The following is a 20971-nucleotide window of genomic DNA, read 5'->3' on the forward strand; positions in this document are numbered from 1 at the left end:
GGCCGACGAATCAGAGCTCGACGGGCACCGGGGGCTCGTCGTCGGCTTGCTCGGGATGCCGGGCGAGATTCACGATTCCGGCGACGAGTCCTCCCCATACCGTGACCATGGCGATGATCATGAAGACGATGGCTGTCGTTGTCATGCGACCGCTCCCTTCTCGTCGGTCTTCTGGATATGCACGGCACCCGTCTCGGGATCGGGGTCGTAGTGTTCGTCGACGAGGAAGTCGTCGTACTCCGGGTCATCCTTGGCATGGGAGCGCCCGCTCCACGGCAGGAGCGACAACAGGAACGCCAAGATCACGAGGGCGATCACCATGCCCCAGCCGAACACGGCCAGGAACCAGGCCGGGTAGCCGCTGTAGGGCTCGGAGATCTTCGAGATGAGCTCGGTGACCAGCAGGTAGCCGAGCACGATCGGGGCGAGCGCGCCGATCGCGATCTTCCAGATCATGCCGACCGTGAAGCTGGAGCGCCGGTTGAGGTGCTCCTGCAGCGCCGGGAGCTTGTGCAGCACCCAGGCCACGACGACGACCGCGACGAGCGCGACCGCCATGATCCCGAACGCGTTGACGAACGCATCCGCCGTATCGAGCACGGAGAGCGCCGTCGTGGTCGAGAACAGTGCCATCGAGATGACGGCGAGCGGGATCGAGACCGTGAGCGTGGTGCGGATGCGGCTCCAGCCCAGCTTGTCCTGAAGTGCTGCCACGATCACCTCGAGGATCGAGATGAGCGATGTGATCCCTGCGAAGACCAAGGCGCCGAAGAAGAGCACGCCGATGATCGAGCCGCCGGCGGCCTGCGACACGATCGTCGGGAAGGCGACGAACGCGAGACCGATTCCGGAGGTGGCGACGCCCGCCACATCCGTGCCCTGCGCCTGCGCCATGAATCCGAGGGCGGCGAAGACGCCGATGCCCGCGAGGATCTCGAAGCCCGAGTTCGCGAAGGCGACGACCAGCCCGGAGCCGGTGAGGTCGGTCTTGCGCTTGAGGTACGAGGAGTACGTGACCATGATGCCGAAGGCGACCGACAGCGAGAAGAAGATGTGCCCGTACGCCGACGCCCAGACTCCCGGGTCGGCGAGCGCCTCCCAGTTCGGGGTGAAGAAGGCGTTGAGGCCGTCCATCGCACCGGGGAGAAACAGCGCCTGCACGACGAGGACCGCGAACATGAGCGTGAGCAGCGGCATCAGGATCATGTTCGCCTTGCCGATGCCTCGCTTCACGCCGAGCGCCATGATGCCGATCACGACCACCCACACGCCGATCAGCGGAATGCCGACGCCGGGAACGAAGTCGGTGGAGACGCCGACCTCGGCGACATCAGCCGACTTGAGGAAGTCGACGAAGAAGAAGCTCTCCTCGTTGCCTGCTCCCCACGTGAGCTGCGCCGAGAACCAGGTGTACATCGCGGCCCAGGCGACGATGACGGCGTAGTACACGGCGATCACGACGCAGATGAGCACCTGCCACCAGCCCAGAGGCTCGGCCGCGCGATGCATGCGACGGAACGCGAGCGGCGCCGACCCGCGGAAGCGGTGGCCGATCGCGTAGTCGAAGAAGAGCAGTGGGATCCCGGCGGTCAACAGTGCGCACAGATACGGGATGAGGAACGCGCCGCCGCCGCCCTCATACGCGACGTAGGGAAAGCGCCAGATGTTTCCGAGCCCGACGGCGGAACCGATCGCCGAGAGGATGAAGACGTTCCGCGACCCGAAGGCCTCGCGTTTCGGGGACTGCGTCGTTGCCGTTGCCATGCGGGCGAGAATACCGGATGGGAGTTCATCTCACCGTCCTCCCGCGGCGGCTCGTGGTCGGCGGGACCGTGCCGTTCGCCGTCAGTCCAGGTCGCGTATCGACGACCGCGTGACGACCGGCATGGGAATCAGCACCGCGCCCAGGGGGAGCTCTCCGAGCAGCATTTCGACGGCAGTGCGCCCCATCACGTCGTAGGGGAGCCGCGCGGTCGTCAGGCCCGGCCGCTGGAAGCTCGCCAGCTCCTCGTCATCGAACGACGCGACGGAGATGTCGTCCGGGACCTTCAGTCCGCGCTCCGCGATCGCCTGGTACGTGCCGAACGCCACGCCGTCGTTGCCGGCCAGGATCGCCGTGAGATCGGGATGGGCGTCGAGCATCTCCAGGGTGCGGGTGTATCCGATATCGGGGTTCCATTCCGGAACGTCGACGATGAACGGCTGAACGCCCGCCTCGGCGAAGGCGGCGCGGATCCCGTCGAAGCGCGGCCCGATCGTGACCGAGTGCCGTGGAGACGAGACTGCGCGGGGATTGTTGCCGATCACCCCGACGCGGCGGTGCCCGGCTTCGGTGAGCAGATGCGCCATCGCGTGCCCGGCTGTGCGCTCGTCCGGCAGCACGGAGGGGTGCCCGGTGGTCGACGTCCCGTTCACGATCACGACCGGGACGTCGTGCGGCGTCTGCGGAACCTCGATCATGCGGGCGCCGAGGAGTCCGATCAGGATGCCGTCGACGCGGCGGTCGATCATCGCCTGGATCTCGTCGGAGATGGTCGCGTCGTCGCCCTCCGTCTCGGCAATGAGCACAGTATGGCCGTGCTCCTTCGCCGCCGAGAGCAGGCCGCGGATCATCTCGGAGGCGTAGCGGGTCACGGTGATCTGATCGGAGATGAAGCCGAGCGTCTTCGTCTTCCCGAGTCGAAGGCTCTGCGCCGCCGGGTTCGGCCGGTAGCCGAGTTCCTCTGCGGCGGCCCTGACCCGTCGCGCGGCATCGACGGAGAGGCGCGAGCCCGGTCGATCGTTCAGGATCATGCTGACGGCGGCCTTCGACATGCCGGAGAGCGTGGCCACATCGGCGAGCGTCGGCCTGCGATCCACGTTCTTCGGCATGGGCTTCCTCCCGTCGCGACAGTCCCAGCTTAGGCAGTGGCGGCTCTGCCGCGGAACCAGTGGTGATGAATTGATTCAGCAAAATCGTTGCAGGTTCGATTCCACGATGCTAGCCTCGGCGATGCTGAATCAATTTAGCTTTGCGGGTCGGGCATCGTTCCTCCGCCCGCGGAGTCAAGAAAAACAGGAGAGAACATCGTGGTTGATCTCACTCGCAGAGCCCTGTTCGGCGCGATCGGACTGGGGATCGTCGGCACCGTGGTTTCGTGGCCGCGGCTCACCGGCGCCGACATCCCCGGGCGCGGACAGGATGTCCTGACAGTCGCTCTCTTCGGCACCGCGCAGGATGCCGTGGCTCGTCAGTCGCTGGTGGACGGGTTCCAGCGCAAGCATCCCGGCATCGAAGTGCGCATCGTCGCCATTCAGGGACAGGACTGGAGCGAGTACTTCGCGAAGATCCTGACGATGATCGCGGCGGGCACACCCCCGGATGTCGTCACGGTGGCGACCGAGGGCGCCCAGCTCTTCGCATCACGGCTGGCGCACCCGCTCGACGATCTCGTGCGCCGGGACGCCGCGGAGATGCAGGAGTACTTCGACGACGTCAACCCGACTCTCATCGAGGCGTTCATGTATCAGGGCAGCCTGTTCCAGCTGCCCGACAACTTCAATGCGGCGAACGTCTTCTACAGCACGCAGGCCATGGAGCGCGCCGGGCTCGAACGCCCCGCCGACAACTGGACCCTGGACGATTTCTTCGCGACGGCCCGTGCGATGAAGAAGAGCGCTCCCGGTCAGTTCCTGCCGTACTTCTGGAACAACCGACTGTGGGGCGGCGTCGTGCCCTGGCTCTACGTCAACAACACCAGCTTCCTGCGGGAGGAGAAGGCGAGCGGCGGCGACTGGTTCTGGAACCGCTTCTACCCGGATCAGCCGGCACGGAGCGGAGGATACGTCTGGCGGCAGGCGGACGCACTGAACGAGCACGCCGTCGAGAGCTTCTCCGTGCTCGAGAGCATGGTCTCCGAGGGCCTCGCTGCGAACCCCGCCCAGGGCGGTGGGAACGAGCTCGTCTCCCTGTTCTCGACGGGATCGGTCGGGATGACCCCCGCCGGAGGATTCTGGGTCCGGGGCCTCGACGAAGCGGGCGTGGCGAACGATGCCTACGACGTGACGTACTTCCCACGGATGGCGGGTCAGCGTCACCAGTTCGGCGCCGGAGGCTACGCGATCATGGAGACCTCGCCGCGCAAGGACGAGGCGTGGGAGTGGCTCAAGTACTGCGTGTCCGTCGAGGGCATGACGATCGCCCACCCGAAGCCCGACTCGTCACTCCCCCGTCGCTCGCTCAATGCCGAACTGTACGGAGCCGGAGTGGGCCCCGACCACTGGCAGGTCTTCTACGACACGCTCGACAAGTTCCCCGACACCGGCCCCATGCCGGCACCGCCGCAGCAGGCTGCCGTCGAGTCCGCCCTGCTCAAGAACGTCGTGTCGACCATCACGAACGGTCCGTCCGGCGTGCGCCGCGGCCTCGAGACCATGCAGCGAGACCTCGAGATCGCACTGGGAGGACGATGATGTCCGAGAGCACCACACGCACCCTCACCGTCCCTCGGGGCTCCCGGAGTGAGACCGGCACTACCGCCCGATCCGGGCGACTCATCGTATGGATCTTCCTGGCGCCCACCCTCATCGGGCTCGGCCTGTTCAACCTCGTTCCGATCGTCGGATCGTTCGTCCTGGCGTTCTTCCGCTGGGACATCATCTCCGATCCCGTCTTCGTCGGCGTCGACAACTTCGTCGACCTCGCGATGAACCCGACGGTGCGCGTGTCGTTCCTGAACACCATCGGCTTCGTGGTGGTGGCCGTGACCCTTCAGCTCACGGTCGCGCTGGTGCTCGCCATCCTCGTCCAGTCGAGGATGCCGGCATGGCTGCGCACCTTCTTCCGGTCGTCGCTGTTCTTCCCACTGATCCTGTCGGCCGCGTCTGTCTCCCTGATCATGGCCTACCTGTTCAACCAGGAATTCGGTCTCGTGAACCAGACGCTCAACCTGATCGGCATCGCCGACGTCGGGTGGCTGACGACCGGATTCGGGGCGAAGGTCGTGGTGCTGCTGGTCTACGTGTGGCAGAACTTCGGGTTCACCTTCCTGCTCTTCATCGGGGGGCTCTCGGCGATCCCCCGGGAGGTCTACGAGGCCTCCTCCCTCGACGGCGCAGCCGGGTGGACGCAGTTCCGGATGATCACACTTCCCCTGGTGAGTCCCACGTTGCTCGTGGCATCCGTCATGGCGATCATCAACGCTCTGCAGATCTTCGACCAGCCGTGGGTGCTCACCCGAGGAGGCCCCGGCGATGAGACCCGCACCGCGGTGATGGTGATCTACGAATCCGCCTTCCGGCAGCTCGACTTCGGCGGCGCTTCGGCCATCGGAATCGTTCTCACGCTGCTCATCATGCTCGTCACGGCCATCCAATTCCGGTTGAGCCGCCGATTCGTCTTCTACGGGTGAGGCCATCATGACCACGACAATCACGACGAAGCGTTCCTGGCTCCTGCGCCTCGGCACGGGTGGGAAGTTCGCCCTCCTCGCACTGGCGGTCTTCCTCACCCTCGGGCCCGTCGTCTGGACCCTGGTCACGGCGCTCTCGCCCACCGACAGCGTGACCCAGGAGGTCAGCGTCGGGTTCGGGGCGTTCGCCGATGTCTTCACCAAGATCCCCATCTGGCTCTACGCGTGGAACAGCGCTCTCGTGGTGCTGCTGATCGCCGCGGGTCAGATGCTCTCCGCTGCGATGGCCGGCTATGTCTTCGCCAAGTTCGAGTTCCGCAGCAAGAAGCTGCTGTTCGCTCTGATCCTCGCGACCATGATGGTCCCGCTGCAGGTCACGATCGTGCCCGTGTTCATGCTGGTGAGGGGCATGGGACTCGCCGACACGCTCCTGGCGCTGATCGTGCCCGCGCTGCCGACCGCGTTCGGCACGTTCCTGATGCGGCAGTACTTCATGGGGGTCCCGACCGAACTGGGCGAAGCCGCCCAGCTCGACGGGGCAGGGCCATGGCGCACGTTCTTCGGCGTGTACCTTCCGCTGGCGACGCCTGGCCTCGCCATCGTCGGCATCCTCGCCTTCAACTATCACTGGAACGAGTTCTTCCGGCCGCTGATCATGACCATCAGCGATCAGAACTTCACGTTGCCGCTCGGTCTCGTGACGCTGCAGGGCAACCTCGGCACCGGCAGTATCTCGACGGTGCTCGCCGGAGTGATCCTCTCGATGATCCCCGCGCTCCTGGTGTTCTTCTTCGGGCAGAAGCCGCTGCGCGAAGGACTCACCGCGGGCGTCGGCAAGTGACCCCCATCCGAATCACAGAGAAAGACGACTGCACCGGTGACAACAACTGACCTTCCCCCGGTCCGCATCACTCGCCCGCGGATGCACTTCTCCCCTCAGAACAACTGGATGAACGATCCGAACGGACTCGTCTTCCACGACGGGCTCTACCACCTGTACTTCCAGTGCAACCCGCAGGGGGTCTCGCACGCGAACATCAGTTGGGGCCATGCCACGAGTACCGACCTGACGCGATGGACCGAGCACGATCCGGCGATCCTCTGGGATGACGAGGCGCAGATCTTCTCCGGCTCCGTCGTGGTGGACCACGGCAACACATCGGGATTCGGCACGGACCAGGAGCCGGCGCTGGTCGCGCTCTACACGGCTGCGGCGCCAGGACACCAGGCCCAGGCTCTCGCGTACAGCACCGACGGCGGGTACGTCTGGACGAAGTACCAGGGCAACCCCGTCCTCGACCGCGGCACGAGCGATTTCCGCGACCCGAAGGTGTTCCGCTACGACGACGGCGGGGACGGATTCTGGGTGATGATCGCGGTCGAGGCGCAGGACCGTCAGGTGCTGTTCCATCGGTCCGACGACCTCAAGACGTGGACCTTCCTCTCGTCGTACGGTCCGGCCGGACCGGTCGGCGGTGTCTGGGAGTGCCCGGACATGTTCCCGCTCGCGGTCGACGGCGACGAGGACGACGTGCGATGGGTGCTGTTGATCAGCCTGAACCCCGGAGGCATCGCCGGCGGTTCCGGCACGCACTACGTCGTGGGCGACTTCGACGGCACGGTCTTCCACCCGAGCGCGCCCTTCGCGACTCCCGGGCCCGAGTCGTTGACGGACGGGAGCCAGTCTCGCGCGGAGCTGGAAGCGTTCGGCTGGATCGATTTCGGACCGGACTGCTACGCCGGCGTCACGTTCGACGGTCTCGGTCGACATGACCGGACCCTCATCGCCTGGATGGACAACTGGGAGTACGCCGGTCTCATCCCCGCCGAAGAATCCGAAGAGCATCGCAGCGCGATGACGCTTCCTCGACGGCTCTCGCTCACCCGCGACCAGGGCGGCGCCGAGCGACTGCGGCAGACGCCGGTCATCGAGGTCGACCCCGGCGAGAGCATCGAGCTCGGTCGTCTGGCCGGCAGCGCTGTGCTCGGCGAAGGGATGACCGGGGCCGCGCGGATCCGCCTCGCGGCGGCGTTCGGCGATGCGCAGAGCGTCGAGCTGCGCATCGAGTCTTCGTCGGGCGACGGAGTCGTGATCCGTCAGGACCGTGCGAGCGGACGCATCGAACTCGATCGTCCTGGTGCGGGGATGCCCCCGGGTTTCCCCGGGACTCCGTCGATGCTCCTCGCACAGCCGGACGAGATCGGATGGGACGTCTGGATCGATGCGCTGAACGAGCGGGTCTCTTCCATCGAACTGTTCGCACAGGACGGCGAGAAGGTGCTCACCGCACTGATCCCCACCGCATCCCCCCGCACGTACTCCCTCGACGTCGTCGGTGGGGCGCTGAGCGGGGCGCGAGCCGATGTGGTGGATATCGAAGGCTGACTCAGCCGACGGCGATCTTCTCCGTTCCGATCAGGCGACGAGGGTGGGGTTCGACGCAGAGCGCGAGCGCGAAGCGCCTGCGGGAGTGGCGCGCTTGCGCACCAGGAGGAGGCAGGCGGCCGCGGCGAGCAGGACGGTCACGACGGTGGTGATGCCGAGGGGCAGGATGCTGAGCGCTCCGGCGATGCCGACGAAGGGAGCAGCGATCCCGCCGAACCCGAATCGGACCATGCCGAGCAGAGACGATGCCGTTCCGGCCATCTGCGGGTAGTCGGCGAGAGCGAGCGTGGTCGCGGGAGGTGCGGTGATCGCCACACCGCTGGACAGGGCGAACAGCGAGATGATGACCACCCACAACGGCATCGGCGTCAGTCCGGCGACGAGGAGTCCGACTGCGCCCAGTGCCGTGACGACGACTCCCGCCGCGAGCGTGCCGGGGATGCTCCACCGCTCGGCGGTGCGCCCGGCGAGGTACCCGAAGATCATGTGCCCGGCGGAGTTGAGTCCGAACGCGGCGGCGTACCACTGCGGGCTGAGTCCGTAGATGTCCTGCAGGACGAACGTGGATCCTGCGAGATACGCGAACAGTGCCGCATACAGGAACCCCTGGTTCAGGACCGCGCCGAGGAACACGCGGTCGCCGAGAAGGGTGCGGTAGGCCTGGAGGGTCTCCCCGAATCCGCCGCGCGTGCGTTGGTCCGCCGGCAGGGTCTCCCCGAACACGAGGAGCGTGATGACGAGAAGCACCGCACCGATGACGGCGAGGAACACGAACAGTCCCCGCCAATCGGTGAAGGTGTTCAACAGCCCTCCGAGGAGGGGCCCGACGATGGCCGCGAACCCCCCGATGACGGTGAGCCGGCCGTAGAAGCGGATGAGGGCCTTGCCCTCGAAGACGTCGCGGCCGGCCGCGGTGGCGATGACGATTCCCACACCGCCGGCGAGACCCTGCACGAGGCGGGCGAGGATCAGCAGCTCGATCGACGGGCTGAGCGCGCACAGCACAGAGGTGAGGATGTACGCCGCGATCCCGATCAGAAGGATCCCGCGGCGCCCGAACCGGTCGGACAGTGGGCCCGCGATCAGCTGACCCGCGGCGAGCCCGATCAGGCACGCCGTCACCGTCAGCTGCGCCACTGAGGTGACGGCGCCGAGCTCCGCCGTCAGTGCCGGAAGGGCGGGAAGGTAGAGATCCATCGAGATCGGACCGAACACCGTCAACAGCAGAAGCAAGGACGGCCGCACGCGTCGACTGAGGCTCGGCGATGACGGCGAGAGGGAAGGCATGCATCCATCCTTCGCGCGGACGCGTCTCAGCGGGAGTCCCTGACGAGGGGTGTACTGACAGAGAACCCCCCGACGCGGCTCCGTCGACCTACCCTGAAGCGTATGGACAATCGAGAAGAGGTGCGCGAGTTCCTCATGACCCGCCGCGCGCGGATCTCACCGGAAGCCGCCGGCATCCCCGCGGGTTCGAACCGTCGCGTAGAGGGATTGCGGCGCAGCGAGGTGGCGACTCTCGCCGGGGTCAGTGTGGAGTACTACTCCAAGCTGGAGCGTGGGGCGATATCCGGTGCCTCCGGGGCCGTGCTCGACGCGGTCTCCCGTGCCCTGCAACTGAACGATGCGGAGCACGCGCACCTGCTCGACCTCGCGCGCAACGCCGACGGCATCCCCTCCTCCGGCCGCCATCGCCGTCGCAGCACCACACCCGGACCCCCTCGCGCCAGTCTGGAATGGGCGCTGGCATCGATCACCGACGCGGTCGCGGTCGTGCGGGACCAGAGGCAGAACCTGGTCGCCTTCAACGACCTCGGACGCGCGTTCTACTCCCCGCTCATCGGGGACGGTGGACGGATGCCGAACTTCGCGAGGTTCCAGTTCCTCGACCCGGTGTCCCACGACTTCTACCCCGATTGGGACCGCTTCGCCGACATGTGCGTCGCCGTGATCCGCGCCGAGGCAGGCCGCGATCCTCATGACAAAGGCATCCAGGATCTCGTCGGCGAACTCTCGACCCGCAGCGAGACCTTCCGCACCCTGTGGGCCGCGCACAACGTCCGCTCCCACGGATCCGGGAAGAAGCGCTTCCATCACCCTGTCGTCGGTGAGGTGACGCTCGTGTACGAGGAACTCGCGATCACCGCAGAACCCGGCCAGGTCCTTCTGATCTACTCCGCCGAACCGGGCTCCCCGTCGGCAGAGCGTTTGAAGCTGTTGGCGTCCTGGGCCGCCGACGCCGCCACGTCACCACCGGAGCCGACGCTCAGGGCGGAATCCTGACCCCCGGACAGGTTCGTCACCCGCGAGAGGCACCAGACTGGTGGTATGACTGCTCTTCACGGAATCGACGTCGCTGCCGAACTTCTGCAGGTCCAGGCTCACTGGACTCCGCGCGTCGTCGGTCGAGTGAACGATCAGTACATCAAGGTCGCCAGGCTGCTCGGCGAGCTGGTCTGGCACGCGCATGACGCCGAGGACGAGATGTTCCTGGTGGTGTCGGGCCGCCTCCGTATCCAGCTCCCCGACGACGCGGAGGTCGTGCTCACCCCCGGACAGTTCTACGTCGTGCCGCGGGGTGTGCAGCACAACCCGATCGCCGAGGAGGAGGTCGAGATCGTCCTCATCGAGACAGTCACCACCACGCACACCGGCGACGTCATCACCGAACGCACCGTGCCGCTCGAGGACCAGGTCGGCGACTTCCGCTGACACGCGCGGAGTGCGGTCGGGCGCTCAGCCCTCGCCGTTGTAGTACGGCCAGGGCAGGAAGCGACGGTCGCCGCGGCGGTCGGGTCCGCTGAGCGTGATCTCGCCCGTCGCGGCCCACTCGACGCCGCGCGGGAACATCCGGATGAACTCGATGCGCCGGAGCGTGTCTATGTCGTGGCCGATCGTGATCGTGAAGCCGGGAGTCCGTCCCGCCTCGTGGTTCGGAGGTCAACCGATGACCTTGCCGGGGTTGAGTATCCCGGCCGGGTCGAGAGCCGCCTTGACCGCTCGATGCATGTCGAGGACTGCCGGTGAGAGCTCGGATCGGAGCCCCTCGCGTTTGAGCAGGCCCACGCCATGCTCTCCGGTGACCGTGCCGCCGAGCGCGAGGGCATCGTCGATGATCTCGGCGAACGCCTTCTCTGCGCGAGCGCGAGCCTCATCGTCCCCGGCCGGGACGACGAGGAGCGGATGGAGATTGCCGTCACCGGCATGCGCGATGTTGGCGATCAGGACGTCGTTCGCCAGCCCGATGGCTTCGATACGGCTGAGCATCTCCGGGACGGCCGCCTTCGGGACGCACACGTCCTCCGTCAGCACCGGTCCGAGGCGTTCGAGCGCCGGATACGCCAGGCGCCGGGCGGCGAAGAGCGCCTCCCCCTCGGCCTCATCCGTGCTCCGATCGGCCCACGTGGCGCCACCGCGCTCGAAGGCCGACAGCAGCGCCGCCGCCTCCTCGTCTCCCGCCGCGCCGGGTGTGTCCACGCGTCCGAGCAGGACGACGGCGGCATCGGCCGAGAGCCCCATGTTCTTCCACTCGTCGACGGCCCGCAGGCAGTTGCGGTCGATCAGCTCGAGTGCCGAGGGCGTGAGCCCGGCCGCCGCGACCTCGCGCACCGCCTTCCCCGCGTCGGTGAGCGAATCGAAGTACCCCGCGATCGTCTGCTCGGCCGGGCGCATCGGCCGGAGCCGCACCGTGACCTCCGTCACGATGCCGAGAGTGCCCTCGGAGCCGACGAGAAGACCCGTGAGGTCGTACCCCGCGACCCCTTTCGCCGTGCGGCGTCCGAGCCGGACCAGTTCCCCCGTCCCAGTCACGATCTGCATCCCGAGCACGTAGTCCCGCGTGACGCCGTACTTGACGCAGCAGACGCCGCCCGCGTTCGTCGCCACGTTGCCGCCGATGGTCGACCAGGGCGAGCTCGCCGGATCGGGCGGATACCAGAGCCCGTGCTGGGCGGCGCGCGCCCGGAGATCGTCGTTCACGACCCCCGGCTGCACGACGGCGAGCCGCTCGAGCTCGTCGACTTCGAGCACGGCGTTCATCCGCTCCAGCGAGATCACGATGCAGCCGGCGACGGCGTTGGCGCCGCCCGAGAGGCCGGTTCCCGCCCCACGGGCGACGACGGCCGCGCCGTGGCGCAGGCACGCCTGGACCACGAGCTGCACCTCTTCGGGAGTGCGCGGTCGCACGAGGCCGGCGGGCAGCGACCACTCCGCCCATTCGGCGTCGTCGTGCGCGTAACTCTCGAGCACATCGGGGTCCGTCGTGAGACGGTCGGCGGGGAGAACCGCCGCGAGGTCGCCGAGGAGCGCGGACTCACTCACGGTCGTCATCGCCGGCGGCGGATCCCGAACGCGTGTGGCAGGTCTTCAGATAGCTCAGGAACGACGCCTGCAAGCCCGTGACATGGGTCTCGTGCAGGAGGGCCTTCGTGACCTCCCCCGCGCGCCCCTTGGTGTGCAGCTCCTCCACGACCGTGAGGAGGTTTCGACCGATCTCGCGGTAGATGGGAATGTCCCCGAGCAGCTCGGCCTCGTTCAGGGTGACATGCAGCCGACGGGCGGCGGCGGAACCGTGGTCCGGCAAGGCGGCGATCAAGGGGAACACCTGGCTGTCGGTGGCCGCGACGCCGGGGCTGCCGGCGCCGAACGTCGCGAACGGAGACGTCCGACGCAACCACGCGTACAGGGTGAAGAGGCCTCCGTAGGAGTAGCCGAAGAGGCCATGGCCGGATTCGCTGACACGCAGGCGGGACTGCAGGAGCGGATGCAGCTCCTCGGTCAGGAAGGAGAGGAAGACGTCCGCGTGCGTGTCGACCAGGTGCGCGAGGTAGGCGTCCATGTGCTCCTGGGTCATCGCCCCGGAGTCCCGGGCGGCCGCGAGCGTCTTCCGCATCTCGTCGCTGACGGGTTCTCCCGGAGGCACGAGGTCGCGGTTGCGGAGCTGCGCCCACTGCTCGGCCTCTTCGCCGGCGTACCCGACGCTGACCTGGATGTAGGGGGCGACGGTGAGATAGGGATCGGCCTGGGTGACGATGAGCGGGGCGGTCAGCCCGACAGCGAAGTTGCCGTCCACCACATAGATCAGCGGCAGGGCGTCCGCGGACTCCGCGTAGCCCGGGGGCGTCGTCACCCAGACCCCGTACCGATTCCCCGACCGTGCGGTGACCTCGAGGTACTCCGTGTCGGCCAAGCAGCCGTTCAGCATCGCGCTCACTGGGTGTCTCCCTTCATGATGCGGCCGGCCTTCACGACGAAGGCGACCATGTCCGGTTCCGCGAAGATGCGGGCGTCGTCGAGCGGGTTCCGCTTCCAGGCGACGAGGTCCGCCGCCATCCCCACGCGGATCATCCCGACTGTCTCGCCGATGCCGAGGATGTCGGCGTTGACGCTGGTGGCCGAGACGAGCGCCTGCATGGGCGACTCCAGCTCGGCACGCAACCGCAGCTCCTCGCCGCGGCGGTGCTGGCCCGCCCCGAGGAGGTCGGAGCCGAGACCGATCCGCACGCCGGCCTCACGAGAGATCCGGAGGGCGGTGGCCATACGGCGGCGGGCGCCGGCGATGCGTTCGCGCGTCGAGGGATCCACGTCGAGGCTCCCGGGGTCCATGATCTGGTCGATCACCGCGAAGGTGGGGACGAGCGCCACGTCGTGCTCGCGCATCAGCTGCGCGGTCGGCTCGTCGATGTCGGTGCCGTGCTCCACGCACCGCACGCCCGCCATCACGGCGTTGCGGATGCCGGCGTTGTTGTGCGCGTGCACGGTCACGTAGGTGCCGCGCGCGGTGGCCTCCTCGACCGCGACCGCGATCTCCGCCACGGTGAACTGCGTGTCCTCGAGGCGATCATGACCCCCGACGACCCCACCCGTCACGCACAGTTTCAGGAAGGATGCTCCGCGTCGGAACGACTCCCGGACGTTGCGCCGCAGCTCGTCGGCGTTGCCCGACATGAGCGACAGGGCGGCGAGACCGGGGATGTGATGCGTCTCCCAGAGCTCGGTCGGCTCCCACTCGGCGCCGTAGTAGCCGTGCCCGCCGGTCTGACAGTGCACGGGGCCGCACGACAGCACGCGCGGGCCGCGGACCTTGCCCTTCGCGATGACGTCGACGACCCCTCCGTCGATGCCTCCGGTGTCGCGCACCGTGGTGAAGCCGGCGTCGAGGGTGCGGCCGGCCGTGCTGAAGATGTCGGCGGCGATCTCGGCCGCGGAGAGCTGGAACCCGAACTGGGCCCGGATGGGACTCGAGAGTCCGAGGTGCACGTGGGCGTCGATCAGGCCGGGGGTCAGCAGCATGCCGTCGAGGTCGACGGTCTCGGCCCCCGCCGGGGCGGTTCCGATCCGGGTGATGACGCCGTCCTCGACGCACACATCCGCGGCGGAGGGCTCGGAGCCGGATCCATCCGCGACGGTGCCGCCGGCGAACCAGATCTCGGTCATGGAGCCTCTTTCCGGAGAACAGCCCTGTCCTCAACAGTGGTGAATTCGTTGTAGGCTAACGTACTCAACAGTGGTGAAGGTGTCAACGGAGGCAACATGCGAGCATCGATCGGCGAAGGGAAGGCGCGCCTCCTGCAGGCGCTGTTCGATGAATTCGGCGAGACCGGGCCCAGCCCGAACCTGTCGATGCGCCAGGTGGCCGAGCGCCTCGGCGTGCACCACACGCTCCTCACGTACCACTTCGGGTCGCGCCCTGCTCTGCTGAGCGCCGTCCTCTCGGAGGCGCGTCGTCGGGACAACCTCATCATCGCGGCGACCGGCGACGACCTCGGCTTCGTCGACATGCTCCGCGCCATCTGGGGCTTCTACGCCAACACCGGGCATGAGGAGCGGACCCGCGCCTTCTTCCACCTGATCGGCTTGGCGGTGTACGAGCGCGGCGCCTTCGACGGTTTCGTCGCCGACCTCGACGACCTCACCCGCCTTCTCCAGGCGGCGGCACGACGCGAAGGATGGCCCGAGGCGGAGGCCGTGCAGCAGAGCCTCATCGCGATCGCGTGCGTACGCGGCCTGCTGCTGCAACGACTGCTGAGCCCCTCCGAGGAGGTGGATGCCGCGGCCGAGCGGTTCATCGCATCGTTCGCGACGCCCCGCCTCGAGGATCATCGGAAGAACGGAACGACATGACCCAGGGATACTCCCACATCGTCATCGGCGCCGGAGCCATCGGATCCGCTGCCGCCTACTGGCTGACGCAGGCGGGCGCAGAACGCGTGCTCGTGCTGGAGCAGTTCGAGCTCGGCCACGCCCTCGGCTCGTCCGGCGACCACTCGAGGATCATCCGTCGGGCGTACCACCGCGACGACTACACGAAGCTCACCGCCGCGATGTTCGCCGCGTGGGCGCACGTCGAGGAGCGCTCCGGTCTGAAGATCTACACGCAGACCGGAGGCATCGACCTCGCGGTCGCGGAAAGCCCGGGCGCGGCGGAGATCGACGAGTACCGACGGGCGATGGATGCGGCCGGCATCCGCTACGACGAGTTGACGATCGACGACATCCGCGGCCAGTATCCGCAGTGGAACGTGTCGGACGACACGATCGGGATCCATCAGGCGGATGCCGGCATCCTCGACATCCGCCGCTCCGTGTCGGCCCATGTGTCGCTGGCCAGGGCCGCCGGGGTGGAGTTCCGCTCCGGTGTCGTCGTGACGGGCGTGCGGATCGACGCCGACGGGGTGACCGTCTCGACGTCGGAGGGATCGTTCGACGGAGGCCAGCTCGTCGTCGCCGCGGGATCCTGGCTCGGAGACCTGATGCCCGACCTCGGACTGTCGTTCGCTCTCACTCTGAGCCAGGAGCAGGTGGGGTACTTCTCCTCGCAGAATCTCTCCGATTTCACTCCGGACAGATTCCCGATCTGGATCCACCACAGCGACGAGGTGCATTACGGATTCCCGGTGTACGGCGAAGCGGCGGTCAAGCTCGCACGCGACATGCGCGGCCACTTCATCTCTCCCTCGGAGCGTTCGTTCGTCCCGGACGACGACGAGCCGGAGGTCCTCCGCGCCTTCCTCCGTGCGCACCTGCCGGGTGCCGACGGACCGCTGCTGATGAGCAAGACGTGCGTGTACGACATGCCCGCCGACCGAGACTTCGTGCTCGACACCGTGCCGGGGCATCCTCACGTCGCCGTGTTCAACGGCGCAGGGCACGCGGGGAAGTTCGCGAGCCTGGTCGGGCGGATCCTCGCCGATCTGCTCACGGTCGGCCGCACGGAGCACGACATCTCGTCGTTCAGCCTGACGCGACCCGCGATCGTCGACCCCGACTTCGTGCCTCTCTTCCGGCTCGGGACCGGCGATGAGACGGTGAGCGCCGTCTAGGGTGGTGAGCCGGGGGCCGATATATGACTTGGCAAGACGCAGGACACGTGGATCGACGGCAGACCGGTGAAGCGCATCCCGGCTGGGGATGGGGCGTGGTGCTCGTCCCGGCAGCGGTGGGGCTGGCCGCACTCGGCCTGTTCTTCATCCGCGAGCTCGGCGCCGGAATGGGCGTCCTGATCGGCGTCGCCCTCATCGCCTGGGCCGCGTCCCTCGCGATGCCCTTCTTCGTGATCGCGTGGTACGCCGCGCAGGCGGCGTGGAAGGCATCACGGGAACAGCGCGGTCAGACCTTCGCCGCCCCGTCGCATCAGCTCCGGGGCATCGGCTTCCGCATCCGCTGGAGCTTCCCCGCCCGCGGCCTCATGTTCAGCGCCGCCGCCTACGACGGGCCCGACCTCCCGATGCTCGTCGTCGGCAAGGTCGTCCACATCATCGCGATCGTGATCCTCGTGGGCGCGGGGCTCATCGCCGCGCTCGTCGGCCTGGCCACGCGCTGACCCGAGAGCGCAGCCCGGGCAGACGCGTGTCCTGCACGTCGTCCGCCCGGTGGCGCTTCCTCTACTTGCGGGGCGGGTTGAGCGGCAGCCACTCCTCGAGGCGCGTCTCGAAGATGTGCGCCCCGTCGAGAGGTACCAGAGTGCGCTCCTCGATCTGAGCGCCGTAGTAGGGGGCGCTGTCATCGCGCACGACGGTGCGCGGATCCTTGCGGAAGGTCAGTCCCCTGCGGATGAACTCGTCCATGCCGAAGGCCTCCGGCCCCGCGATCTCGACGTCGCCGCTCGGGGCGCCGGCGGCGGTGCGAGCCACGGCCGTGGCGACGTCCTCGGCGGCGATGGGCTGCACGAGTGCGCCGGGCAGCCGCACTTCGGTGCCTTCGGTCGAGATGTCGGCGATGCTTCCGATGAACTCGAAGAACTGGGTGGCGTGCACGAGCGAGTACGCGATGCCCGATTCTCGGATCAGCTTCTCCTGAGCGACCTTGGCAGCGAAGTACGGGATCGCCTGCGGGCGGTCGGTGCCGACGATGGTGAGCGCGACGTGATGCTTCACGCCGGCCTCCGCCTCCGCGCGGAGCAGATTGCGCGTCGAGGTGGTGAAGAACTCGAGCACGTCGTCCGGTGCGAACGACGGCGAGTTCGAGACGTCGACGACGACATCCGCTCCGGTCAATGCCTCGGCGAGGCCCTCTCCGGTGAGGGAGTTGACACCGGTGTTCGGCGAAGCCGCGACGGCCTCGTGGCCGTGCTCCGTCAGTTTCGCGACGACCTTGGATCCGATGAGGCCCGTGCCCCCGATGACGACGATCTTTGCCATTTCCCTGCCTTTCGTTCTCAAGAGCGCCGCTCGGCGCCCATCAGATAGGACCGGGGAGAGACGCTCGATGTGACAGCGCGCCTTCGACCCGATCGGCCCCCGTCGGATTCCTCACCCGACCTGTCACAGATCGTGGCCGCCACCGGTCTGTGCTTCTGTAGGGGTGTGCGCGGGAACGGAACGGAGCGGGCGAGATGCGAATCGATGAGGTGATGTCGAGCCCTGACGATCTCGGCAGGAGCGGAGACCTCGAAGAGGCCGTGCGGATCTTCGACACCCACCGTCGACGCCTGTTCGGCATCGCCTATCGCATGCTGAGCAGCGTCGCGGATGCGGAGGACATCGTCCAGGAGACGTGGATCCGGTGGCAGAACACGGATCGCACGCAGATTCAGGAGCCCGTGGCGTTTCTCACGACGATCGCCACCAGGCTCTCGATCAACGTCCTGCAGTCCTCGCACACGCGACGCGAGACCTACATCGGGCCGTGGCTGCCCGAGCCGGTCAACACGGACGACGACCCGGCTCTCGGTGCCGAGCGGGCTGAGGCGCTGCAGTTCGCGATCCTCTTGACGCTCGAGAAGCTGACCCCGACCGAGCGGGCGGCGTACATCCTCCGCGAAGCGTTCGACTACCCGTATCCCCGCATCGCCGAGGTGATCTCCAGCAGCGTCGTCAGCGCGCGACAGCTCGTCAGCAGGGCGCGAGCGCATCTGTCTTCCACGAAGGTGGCGACCGTGGATCCGCACGCGCAACGCCGATTGCTGGAAGCCTTCCTCACTGCGGCGCAGAAGGGTGACGCCCAGGAGCTGGAGCGCCTGTTCGCGTCCGACGTCGTGAGCTACACCGACGGCAACGGGGTGAAGCTCGCCGCGCGCACTCCCGTGAACGGACGCCGCCGCGTCGCGCAGTTCGTCGCCGCGTTCGCCCACCACTTCTGGACAGGAAAGACGATCGACTGGGTTCACGTCAACGGTCAGCCCGCCGCGACCCTCACCGAGGACGACGCGGTGACCACCATCGTGACCGTGACGACATCGACCGAAGGCATCCTTCAGCTCCTCTGGGTCATGAGCCCGCAGAAGCTCGGACATGTCACCGCGGTCAGCGCATGACCCGCAAGCACTACCCGGCGTGGTGGCGCCGGAGGCTTCGTGGTGCCGCCGCCGAGGGCACGATGAGCGAACTCGCGAGCGCTCTGACGTCGAACGATGAGGATGTGCTCCGCGAGATGCTGCACCCGGACGTCGTGGTGATCATCGACAGCGGCGGGTTCGTTCCCCACGCGGCCGAGCCCGCCGAGGGACCGGCCGCGGCTACCTCGCAGCTGCTCAGCCTGATGACGTCGGACACGTCCGTCGCGATGGCGTCGATCAACAGCGTTCCCGGGTTCACCCTGATCCGCGGCGGACAGGTCGTCGGAGCGGTCACCGCAGAGGAGCGATCGGGACTCCTGTCCAGCGTCTGGGTCGTGTGCAATCCCGACAAGCTCCGCCACTGGAATCGGTGACGAGACCGTCAGATCACGACACCGCCGCGATCGACCATGCCGCAGAGCCCTCCCGGATCACCGCCACCGCCCCCGGCTGCAGCACGACACCGTCGACCGCACCGGAGATCAGATCCACCCCCTCACCGTCCACACGCACCGGCCGCCCGCCGTGGTGCAGCAGGAACAGGTAGTCCCCGTCCGCTCCACGCCGCCTGATCGCTTCCACTCCGAACGCGCGGGAATCGGGGAACACCGCCTCCACCCCTGCCGTCGATGCGACACCGGCGAGGAAGGCATCCAGCGATTCCTGCTCGAGCTTCGTCGACACGTACGTCGCGCTCCCCTCCCCGAGCTCGCGCCGGGTGATGGCCGGCACTCCCGCGAGAGGACCCGACTCGTATCGTGTGACGACCTCGGCGGTCTCGGCATGCAACAGCTCGGTCCAGGAGCCGCCCGTCATCCCGTTGCTGAGCGGCACCGTGTCCCCGTCCGCGCGCGGAAGGATCTGCTCGCCCCGGATGCCGAGAAGGTCTCGGAGCATGCCCGGATACCCGCCGGGGACGATGCGCTGATTCTCGTCGGCCAGGCCGGTAGCGAAGGTGACGACGAGATGACCGCCGGCCCGTACGTACTCCTCGAGCCAGTCCACGGTCGCCGCGGTGATCGCGTAGAGCGCGGGCACCACCAGCATCCGATACCTCGACACGTCCGCTCCGGGCGCGACGAAGTCGACGGCGTGACCGCCGCGCCAGAGCGCCCGGTGCGCGGCGCGCACCTCGTCCGAATACGTGATCGCGTCGTTCGGCAGGTGCGGGGTCTCGAGCGACCACCAGCCCTCGGCATCCCACACGACGGCCACGTCGGATTCGACGACGACACCGTCCGCAGGCGGGGCGGCCACCTCGGCGATCTTCTCGAGGATGCCGCCGAGTTCGACGACGGCCTCGAAAGCCTGGGAGTCCGCACCGGCGTGCGGAACGAGCGCGCCGTGCCAGAGCTCTGAGCCGGCGGCGGACGCCCGCCACTGGAAGAACAGCGAGCTCTGCGATCCGCGAGCGATGTAGCCGAGGGAGTTCCGGATCATGCGGTCCGGCTGTTTGACGAGCGTCTGCTCACCCACGCGGATGCCGGTGGCGTTCTGCTCCATCAGCAGCCACGGCCCACCCGCCCACGAGCGAGTGAGGTCGGAGCCGTAGGCGACGTGCGTCTCACCGTCGGGACCGTCGGTGTCGAGGTAGTGGTCGATCGAGACGACCTCCTGCTCGGCGCTCCACGACCACTGGTCGAGGAAGTTCCAGGTCGGCAGCATGAAGTTGGTCGTCATCGGAGCCGTCGACCCGGTGGCGCGGATCTCCGACCGCTGCTCGCCGTAGGCCGCGAGCATCTCGTCGGAGTTGAAGCGCCGGAAGTCCACGAGCTGGGCGGGGTTGTGCAGATACTGCGTCTGCAGCGGAGGGAGGATCTGATCCCAGTCCCCGTAGCGCTGCGACCAGAAGGCCGTGTACCAGGCCGTGTTGAGCGCCTCGATGGAGCCGTACTTCGCCCGCAGCCACTCCCGGAACGCCCGAGCGGCGTGGGGTCCGTAGTCGACGGTGCCGTACTCGTTGTGGATGTGCCAGCCGCGCAGCCCCGGATGCGTGCCGTAGCGCTCCCCCAGGAAACGAGCGATGCGACGAGCGGCCTCCCGGTACGCCGGGGCGCTGATCGCGTAGGTGTCGCGCGAACCGTGCAGCACGGGAGTGCCGTCGGCGCGGATCGGCAGCGCATCGGGGTGCGCGACGGTGAACCACGGCGGCGGTGAGGCCGTCGGTGTCGCGAGGAAGAACCCGATGCCGGCGGCGCCGAGGCCGGCGATCACGTCGTCGAGCCAGGCCGCGTCGTACTCGCCCTCGCTCGGCTCGAGCATGGCCCAGGAGAAGACCCCGATCGTGACCGTGTTCACCTTCGCACGGCGCATCAGCGCGATGTCCTCGGCCCACGTCTCGCGCGACCACTGCTCGGGGTTGTAGTCGCCTCCGAAGAGGAACTGACCTGGTGCGTACTGCGTGTGCGGCATCTGTCGTCT

At 67.8% G+C, this 20971-nt stretch carries 20 protein-coding genes; 11 read left to right on the forward strand and 9 right to left on the reverse strand.

What is annotated here, in order from left to right; genetic code table 11:
- Positions 1-10 precede the first annotated feature (10 nt).
- The 3 genes from ABD648_RS08600 to ABD648_RS08610 all read right to left on the reverse strand — a co-directional run bounded on the left by ABD648_RS08600 (position 11) and on the right by ABD648_RS08610 (position 2871).
- Entirely contained in the window at positions 11-145 is a 135-nt protein-coding gene (locus ABD648_RS08600; protein WP_282214550.1) for a methionine/alanine import family NSS transporter small subunit, read from the reverse strand.
- Positions 142-1764 (reverse strand): sodium-dependent transporter, encoded by a 1623-nt coding sequence (locus tag ABD648_RS08605; protein WP_282214551.1) that lies wholly within the window; start codon positions 1762-1764, stop codon positions 142-144. The genes ABD648_RS08600 and ABD648_RS08605 overlap by 4 nt, the downstream gene beginning before the upstream one ends.
- A gap of 81 nt (positions 1765-1845) precedes the next feature.
- Positions 1846-2871 carry a LacI family DNA-binding transcriptional regulator gene (locus ABD648_RS08610; protein WP_282214552.1) on the reverse strand — a complete coding sequence of 342 codons (1026 nt, stop codon included), beginning with the start codon at positions 2869-2871 and terminating at the stop codon, positions 1846-1848.
- A 198-nt stretch (positions 2872-3069) separates the two neighbouring features.
- On the opposite strand from ABD648_RS08610, the gene ABD648_RS08615 reads away from it, so the two are divergent.
- The 4 genes from ABD648_RS08615 to ABD648_RS08630 are packed head-to-tail and all read left to right on the forward strand — an operon-like array spanning position 3070 to position 7776.
- The gene (locus ABD648_RS08615; RefSeq protein ID WP_282214553.1) at positions 3070-4452 is read left to right on the forward strand and encodes an ABC transporter substrate-binding protein; all 1383 of its coding nucleotides are present in this window, start codon (positions 3070-3072) and stop codon (positions 4450-4452) included.
- The gene (locus ABD648_RS08620; protein ID WP_282214554.1) at positions 4452-5390 is read left to right on the forward strand and encodes a carbohydrate ABC transporter permease; all 939 of its coding nucleotides are present in this window, start codon (positions 4452-4454) and stop codon (positions 5388-5390) included. Before ABD648_RS08615 ends, ABD648_RS08620 begins: the two co-directional genes overlap by 1 nt.
- Positions 5391-5397: 7 nt before the next feature.
- Positions 5398-6231: a carbohydrate ABC transporter permease gene (locus tag ABD648_RS08625; RefSeq protein ID WP_282214555.1), complete on the forward strand. Its 834-nt coding sequence runs from the start codon at positions 5398-5400 to the stop codon at positions 6229-6231.
- A gap of 36 nt (positions 6232-6267) precedes the next feature.
- The gene (locus ABD648_RS08630; RefSeq protein ID WP_425561700.1) at positions 6268-7776 is read left to right on the forward strand and encodes a glycoside hydrolase family 32 protein; all 1509 of its coding nucleotides are present in this window, start codon (positions 6268-6270) and stop codon (positions 7774-7776) included.
- Between the two features lie 30 nt (positions 7777-7806).
- Here the strand turns inward: ABD648_RS08630 and ABD648_RS08635 are convergent, their stop codons facing one another.
- Positions 7807-9063, reverse strand: coding sequence for a multidrug effflux MFS transporter (locus ABD648_RS08635; protein WP_282214556.1), 1257 nt, complete (start codon positions 9061-9063; stop codon positions 7807-7809).
- 102 nt (positions 9064-9165) lie between these two features.
- Here ABD648_RS08635 and ABD648_RS08640 point away from each other — a divergent pair, with 102 nt between their 5' ends.
- Both ABD648_RS08640 and ABD648_RS08645 read left to right on the forward strand, forming a co-directional pair.
- Complete coding sequence (locus ABD648_RS08640; RefSeq protein WP_282214557.1) at positions 9166-10059, forward strand: helix-turn-helix transcriptional regulator; 894 nt, start codon at positions 9166-9168, stop codon at positions 10057-10059.
- A 45-nt stretch (positions 10060-10104) separates the two neighbouring features.
- The gene (locus ABD648_RS08645; protein ID WP_282214558.1) at positions 10105-10488 is read left to right on the forward strand and encodes a cupin domain-containing protein; all 384 of its coding nucleotides are present in this window, start codon (positions 10105-10107) and stop codon (positions 10486-10488) included.
- Positions 10489-10716: 228 nt separating this feature from the next.
- Here ABD648_RS08645 and ABD648_RS08650 read toward each other — a convergent pair whose 3' ends face one another.
- Genes ABD648_RS08650 through ABD648_RS08660 form a run of 3 tightly spaced genes read right to left on the reverse strand, consistent with a single transcriptional unit; the run spans position 10717 to position 14211 of the window.
- Positions 10717-12105 carry an FAD-binding oxidoreductase gene (locus ABD648_RS08650; protein ID WP_425561701.1) on the reverse strand — a complete coding sequence of 463 codons (1389 nt, stop codon included), beginning with the start codon at positions 12103-12105 and terminating at the stop codon, positions 10717-10719.
- Positions 12089-12979, reverse strand: a complete 891-nt coding sequence (locus ABD648_RS08655) for an alpha/beta hydrolase (RefSeq protein ID WP_282217524.1) — start codon at positions 12977-12979, stop codon at positions 12089-12091. Before ABD648_RS08655 ends, ABD648_RS08650 begins: the two co-directional genes overlap by 17 nt.
- A gap of 5 nt (positions 12980-12984) precedes the next feature.
- Positions 12985-14211, reverse strand: coding sequence for a metal-dependent hydrolase family protein (locus tag ABD648_RS08660; RefSeq protein ID WP_282214560.1), 1227 nt, complete (start codon positions 14209-14211; stop codon positions 12985-12987).
- A gap of 96 nt (positions 14212-14307) precedes the next feature.
- Between ABD648_RS08660 and ABD648_RS08665 the strand changes: the two genes are divergently transcribed.
- From ABD648_RS08665 to ABD648_RS08675, 3 genes are read left to right on the forward strand one after another with little or no spacing between them, the layout of a single operon-like run.
- Positions 14308-14898 (forward strand): TetR/AcrR family transcriptional regulator, encoded by a 591-nt coding sequence (locus ABD648_RS08665; RefSeq protein WP_282214561.1) that lies wholly within the window; start codon positions 14308-14310, stop codon positions 14896-14898.
- Entirely contained in the window at positions 14895-16097 is a 1203-nt protein-coding gene (gene solA / locus ABD648_RS08670; RefSeq protein ID WP_282214562.1) for an N-methyl-L-tryptophan oxidase, read from the forward strand. The genes ABD648_RS08665 and solA overlap by 4 nt, the downstream gene beginning before the upstream one ends.
- A 47-nt stretch (positions 16098-16144) precedes the next feature.
- Positions 16145-16597 carry a hypothetical protein gene (locus tag ABD648_RS08675; RefSeq protein ID WP_282214563.1) on the forward strand — a complete coding sequence of 151 codons (453 nt, stop codon included), beginning with the start codon at positions 16145-16147 and terminating at the stop codon, positions 16595-16597.
- Positions 16598-16658: 61 nt separating this feature from the next.
- Here ABD648_RS08675 and ABD648_RS08680 read toward each other — a convergent pair whose 3' ends face one another.
- Positions 16659-17414 (reverse strand): SDR family oxidoreductase, encoded by a 756-nt coding sequence (locus ABD648_RS08680; RefSeq protein WP_282214564.1) that lies wholly within the window; start codon positions 17412-17414, stop codon positions 16659-16661.
- A 194-nt stretch (positions 17415-17608) separates the two neighbouring features.
- Here ABD648_RS08680 and ABD648_RS08685 point away from each other — a divergent pair, with 194 nt between their 5' ends.
- Together ABD648_RS08685 and ABD648_RS08690 are read left to right on the forward strand one after the other, a co-directional pair.
- On the forward strand, positions 17609-18529 hold the full coding sequence (locus ABD648_RS08685; protein WP_282214565.1) for an RNA polymerase sigma-70 factor: 921 nt from the start codon (positions 17609-17611) through the stop codon (positions 18527-18529).
- Entirely contained in the window at positions 18526-18924 is a 399-nt protein-coding gene (locus ABD648_RS08690; RefSeq protein ID WP_282214566.1) for a sigma-70 family RNA polymerase sigma factor family protein, read from the forward strand. Before ABD648_RS08685 ends, ABD648_RS08690 begins: the two co-directional genes overlap by 4 nt.
- 13 nt (positions 18925-18937) lie before the next feature.
- Here the strand turns inward: ABD648_RS08690 and ABD648_RS08695 are convergent, their stop codons facing one another.
- On the reverse strand, positions 18938-20962 hold the full coding sequence (locus tag ABD648_RS08695) for a beta-galactosidase (RefSeq protein ID WP_282214567.1): 2025 nt from the start codon (positions 20960-20962) through the stop codon (positions 18938-18940).
- Positions 20963-20971 lie beyond the last annotated feature (9 nt).

It is taken from the genome of Microbacterium luteolum, assembly GCF_039533965.1.
Lineage (GTDB): Bacteria > Actinomycetota > Actinomycetes > Actinomycetales > Microbacteriaceae > Microbacterium > Microbacterium luteolum.

Coding starts and splice junctions, on each gene's coding strand:
- ABD648_RS08600 (WP_282214550.1), bottom strand. CDS start 145: ATGACAACGACAGCCATCGTCTTCATGATCATCGCCATGGTCACGGTA.
- ABD648_RS08605 (WP_282214551.1), bottom strand. CDS start 1,764: ATGGCAACGGCAACGACGCAGTCCCCGAAACGCGAGGCCTTCGGGTCG.
- ABD648_RS08610 (WP_282214552.1), bottom strand. CDS start 2,871: ATGCCGAAGAACGTGGATCGCAGGCCGACGCTCGCCGATGTGGCCACG.
- ABD648_RS08620 (WP_282214554.1), top strand. CDS start 4,452: ATGTCCGAGAGCACCACACGCACCCTCACCGTCCCTCGGGGCTCCCGG.
- ABD648_RS08625 (WP_282214555.1), top strand. CDS start 5,398: ATGACCACGACAATCACGACGAAGCGTTCCTGGCTCCTGCGCCTCGGC.
- ABD648_RS08635 (WP_282214556.1), bottom strand. CDS start 9,063: ATGCCTTCCCTCTCGCCGTCATCGCCGAGCCTCAGTCGACGCGTGCGG.
- ABD648_RS08640 (WP_282214557.1), top strand. CDS start 9,166: ATGGACAATCGAGAAGAGGTGCGCGAGTTCCTCATGACCCGCCGCGCG.
- ABD648_RS08645 (WP_282214558.1), top strand. CDS start 10,105: ATGACTGCTCTTCACGGAATCGACGTCGCTGCCGAACTTCTGCAGGTC.
- ABD648_RS08650 (WP_425561701.1), bottom strand. CDS start 12,105: ATGACGACCGTGAGTGAGTCCGCGCTCCTCGGCGACCTCGCGGCGGTT.
- ABD648_RS08655 (WP_282217524.1), bottom strand. CDS start 12,979: ATGCTGAACGGCTGCTTGGCCGACACGGAGTACCTCGAGGTCACCGCA.
- ABD648_RS08660 (WP_282214560.1), bottom strand. CDS start 14,211: ATGACCGAGATCTGGTTCGCCGGCGGCACCGTCGCGGATGGATCCGGC.
- ABD648_RS08665 (WP_282214561.1), top strand. CDS start 14,308: ATGCGAGCATCGATCGGCGAAGGGAAGGCGCGCCTCCTGCAGGCGCTG.
- solA (WP_282214562.1), top strand. CDS start 14,895: ATGACCCAGGGATACTCCCACATCGTCATCGGCGCCGGAGCCATCGGA.
- ABD648_RS08680 (WP_282214564.1), bottom strand. CDS start 17,414: ATGGCAAAGATCGTCGTCATCGGGGGCACGGGCCTCATCGGATCCAAG.
- ABD648_RS08685 (WP_282214565.1), top strand. CDS start 17,609: ATGCGAATCGATGAGGTGATGTCGAGCCCTGACGATCTCGGCAGGAGC.
- ABD648_RS08690 (WP_282214566.1), top strand. CDS start 18,526: ATGACCCGCAAGCACTACCCGGCGTGGTGGCGCCGGAGGCTTCGTGGT.
- ABD648_RS08695 (WP_282214567.1), bottom strand. CDS start 20,962: ATGCCGCACACGCAGTACGCACCAGGTCAGTTCCTCTTCGGAGGCGAC.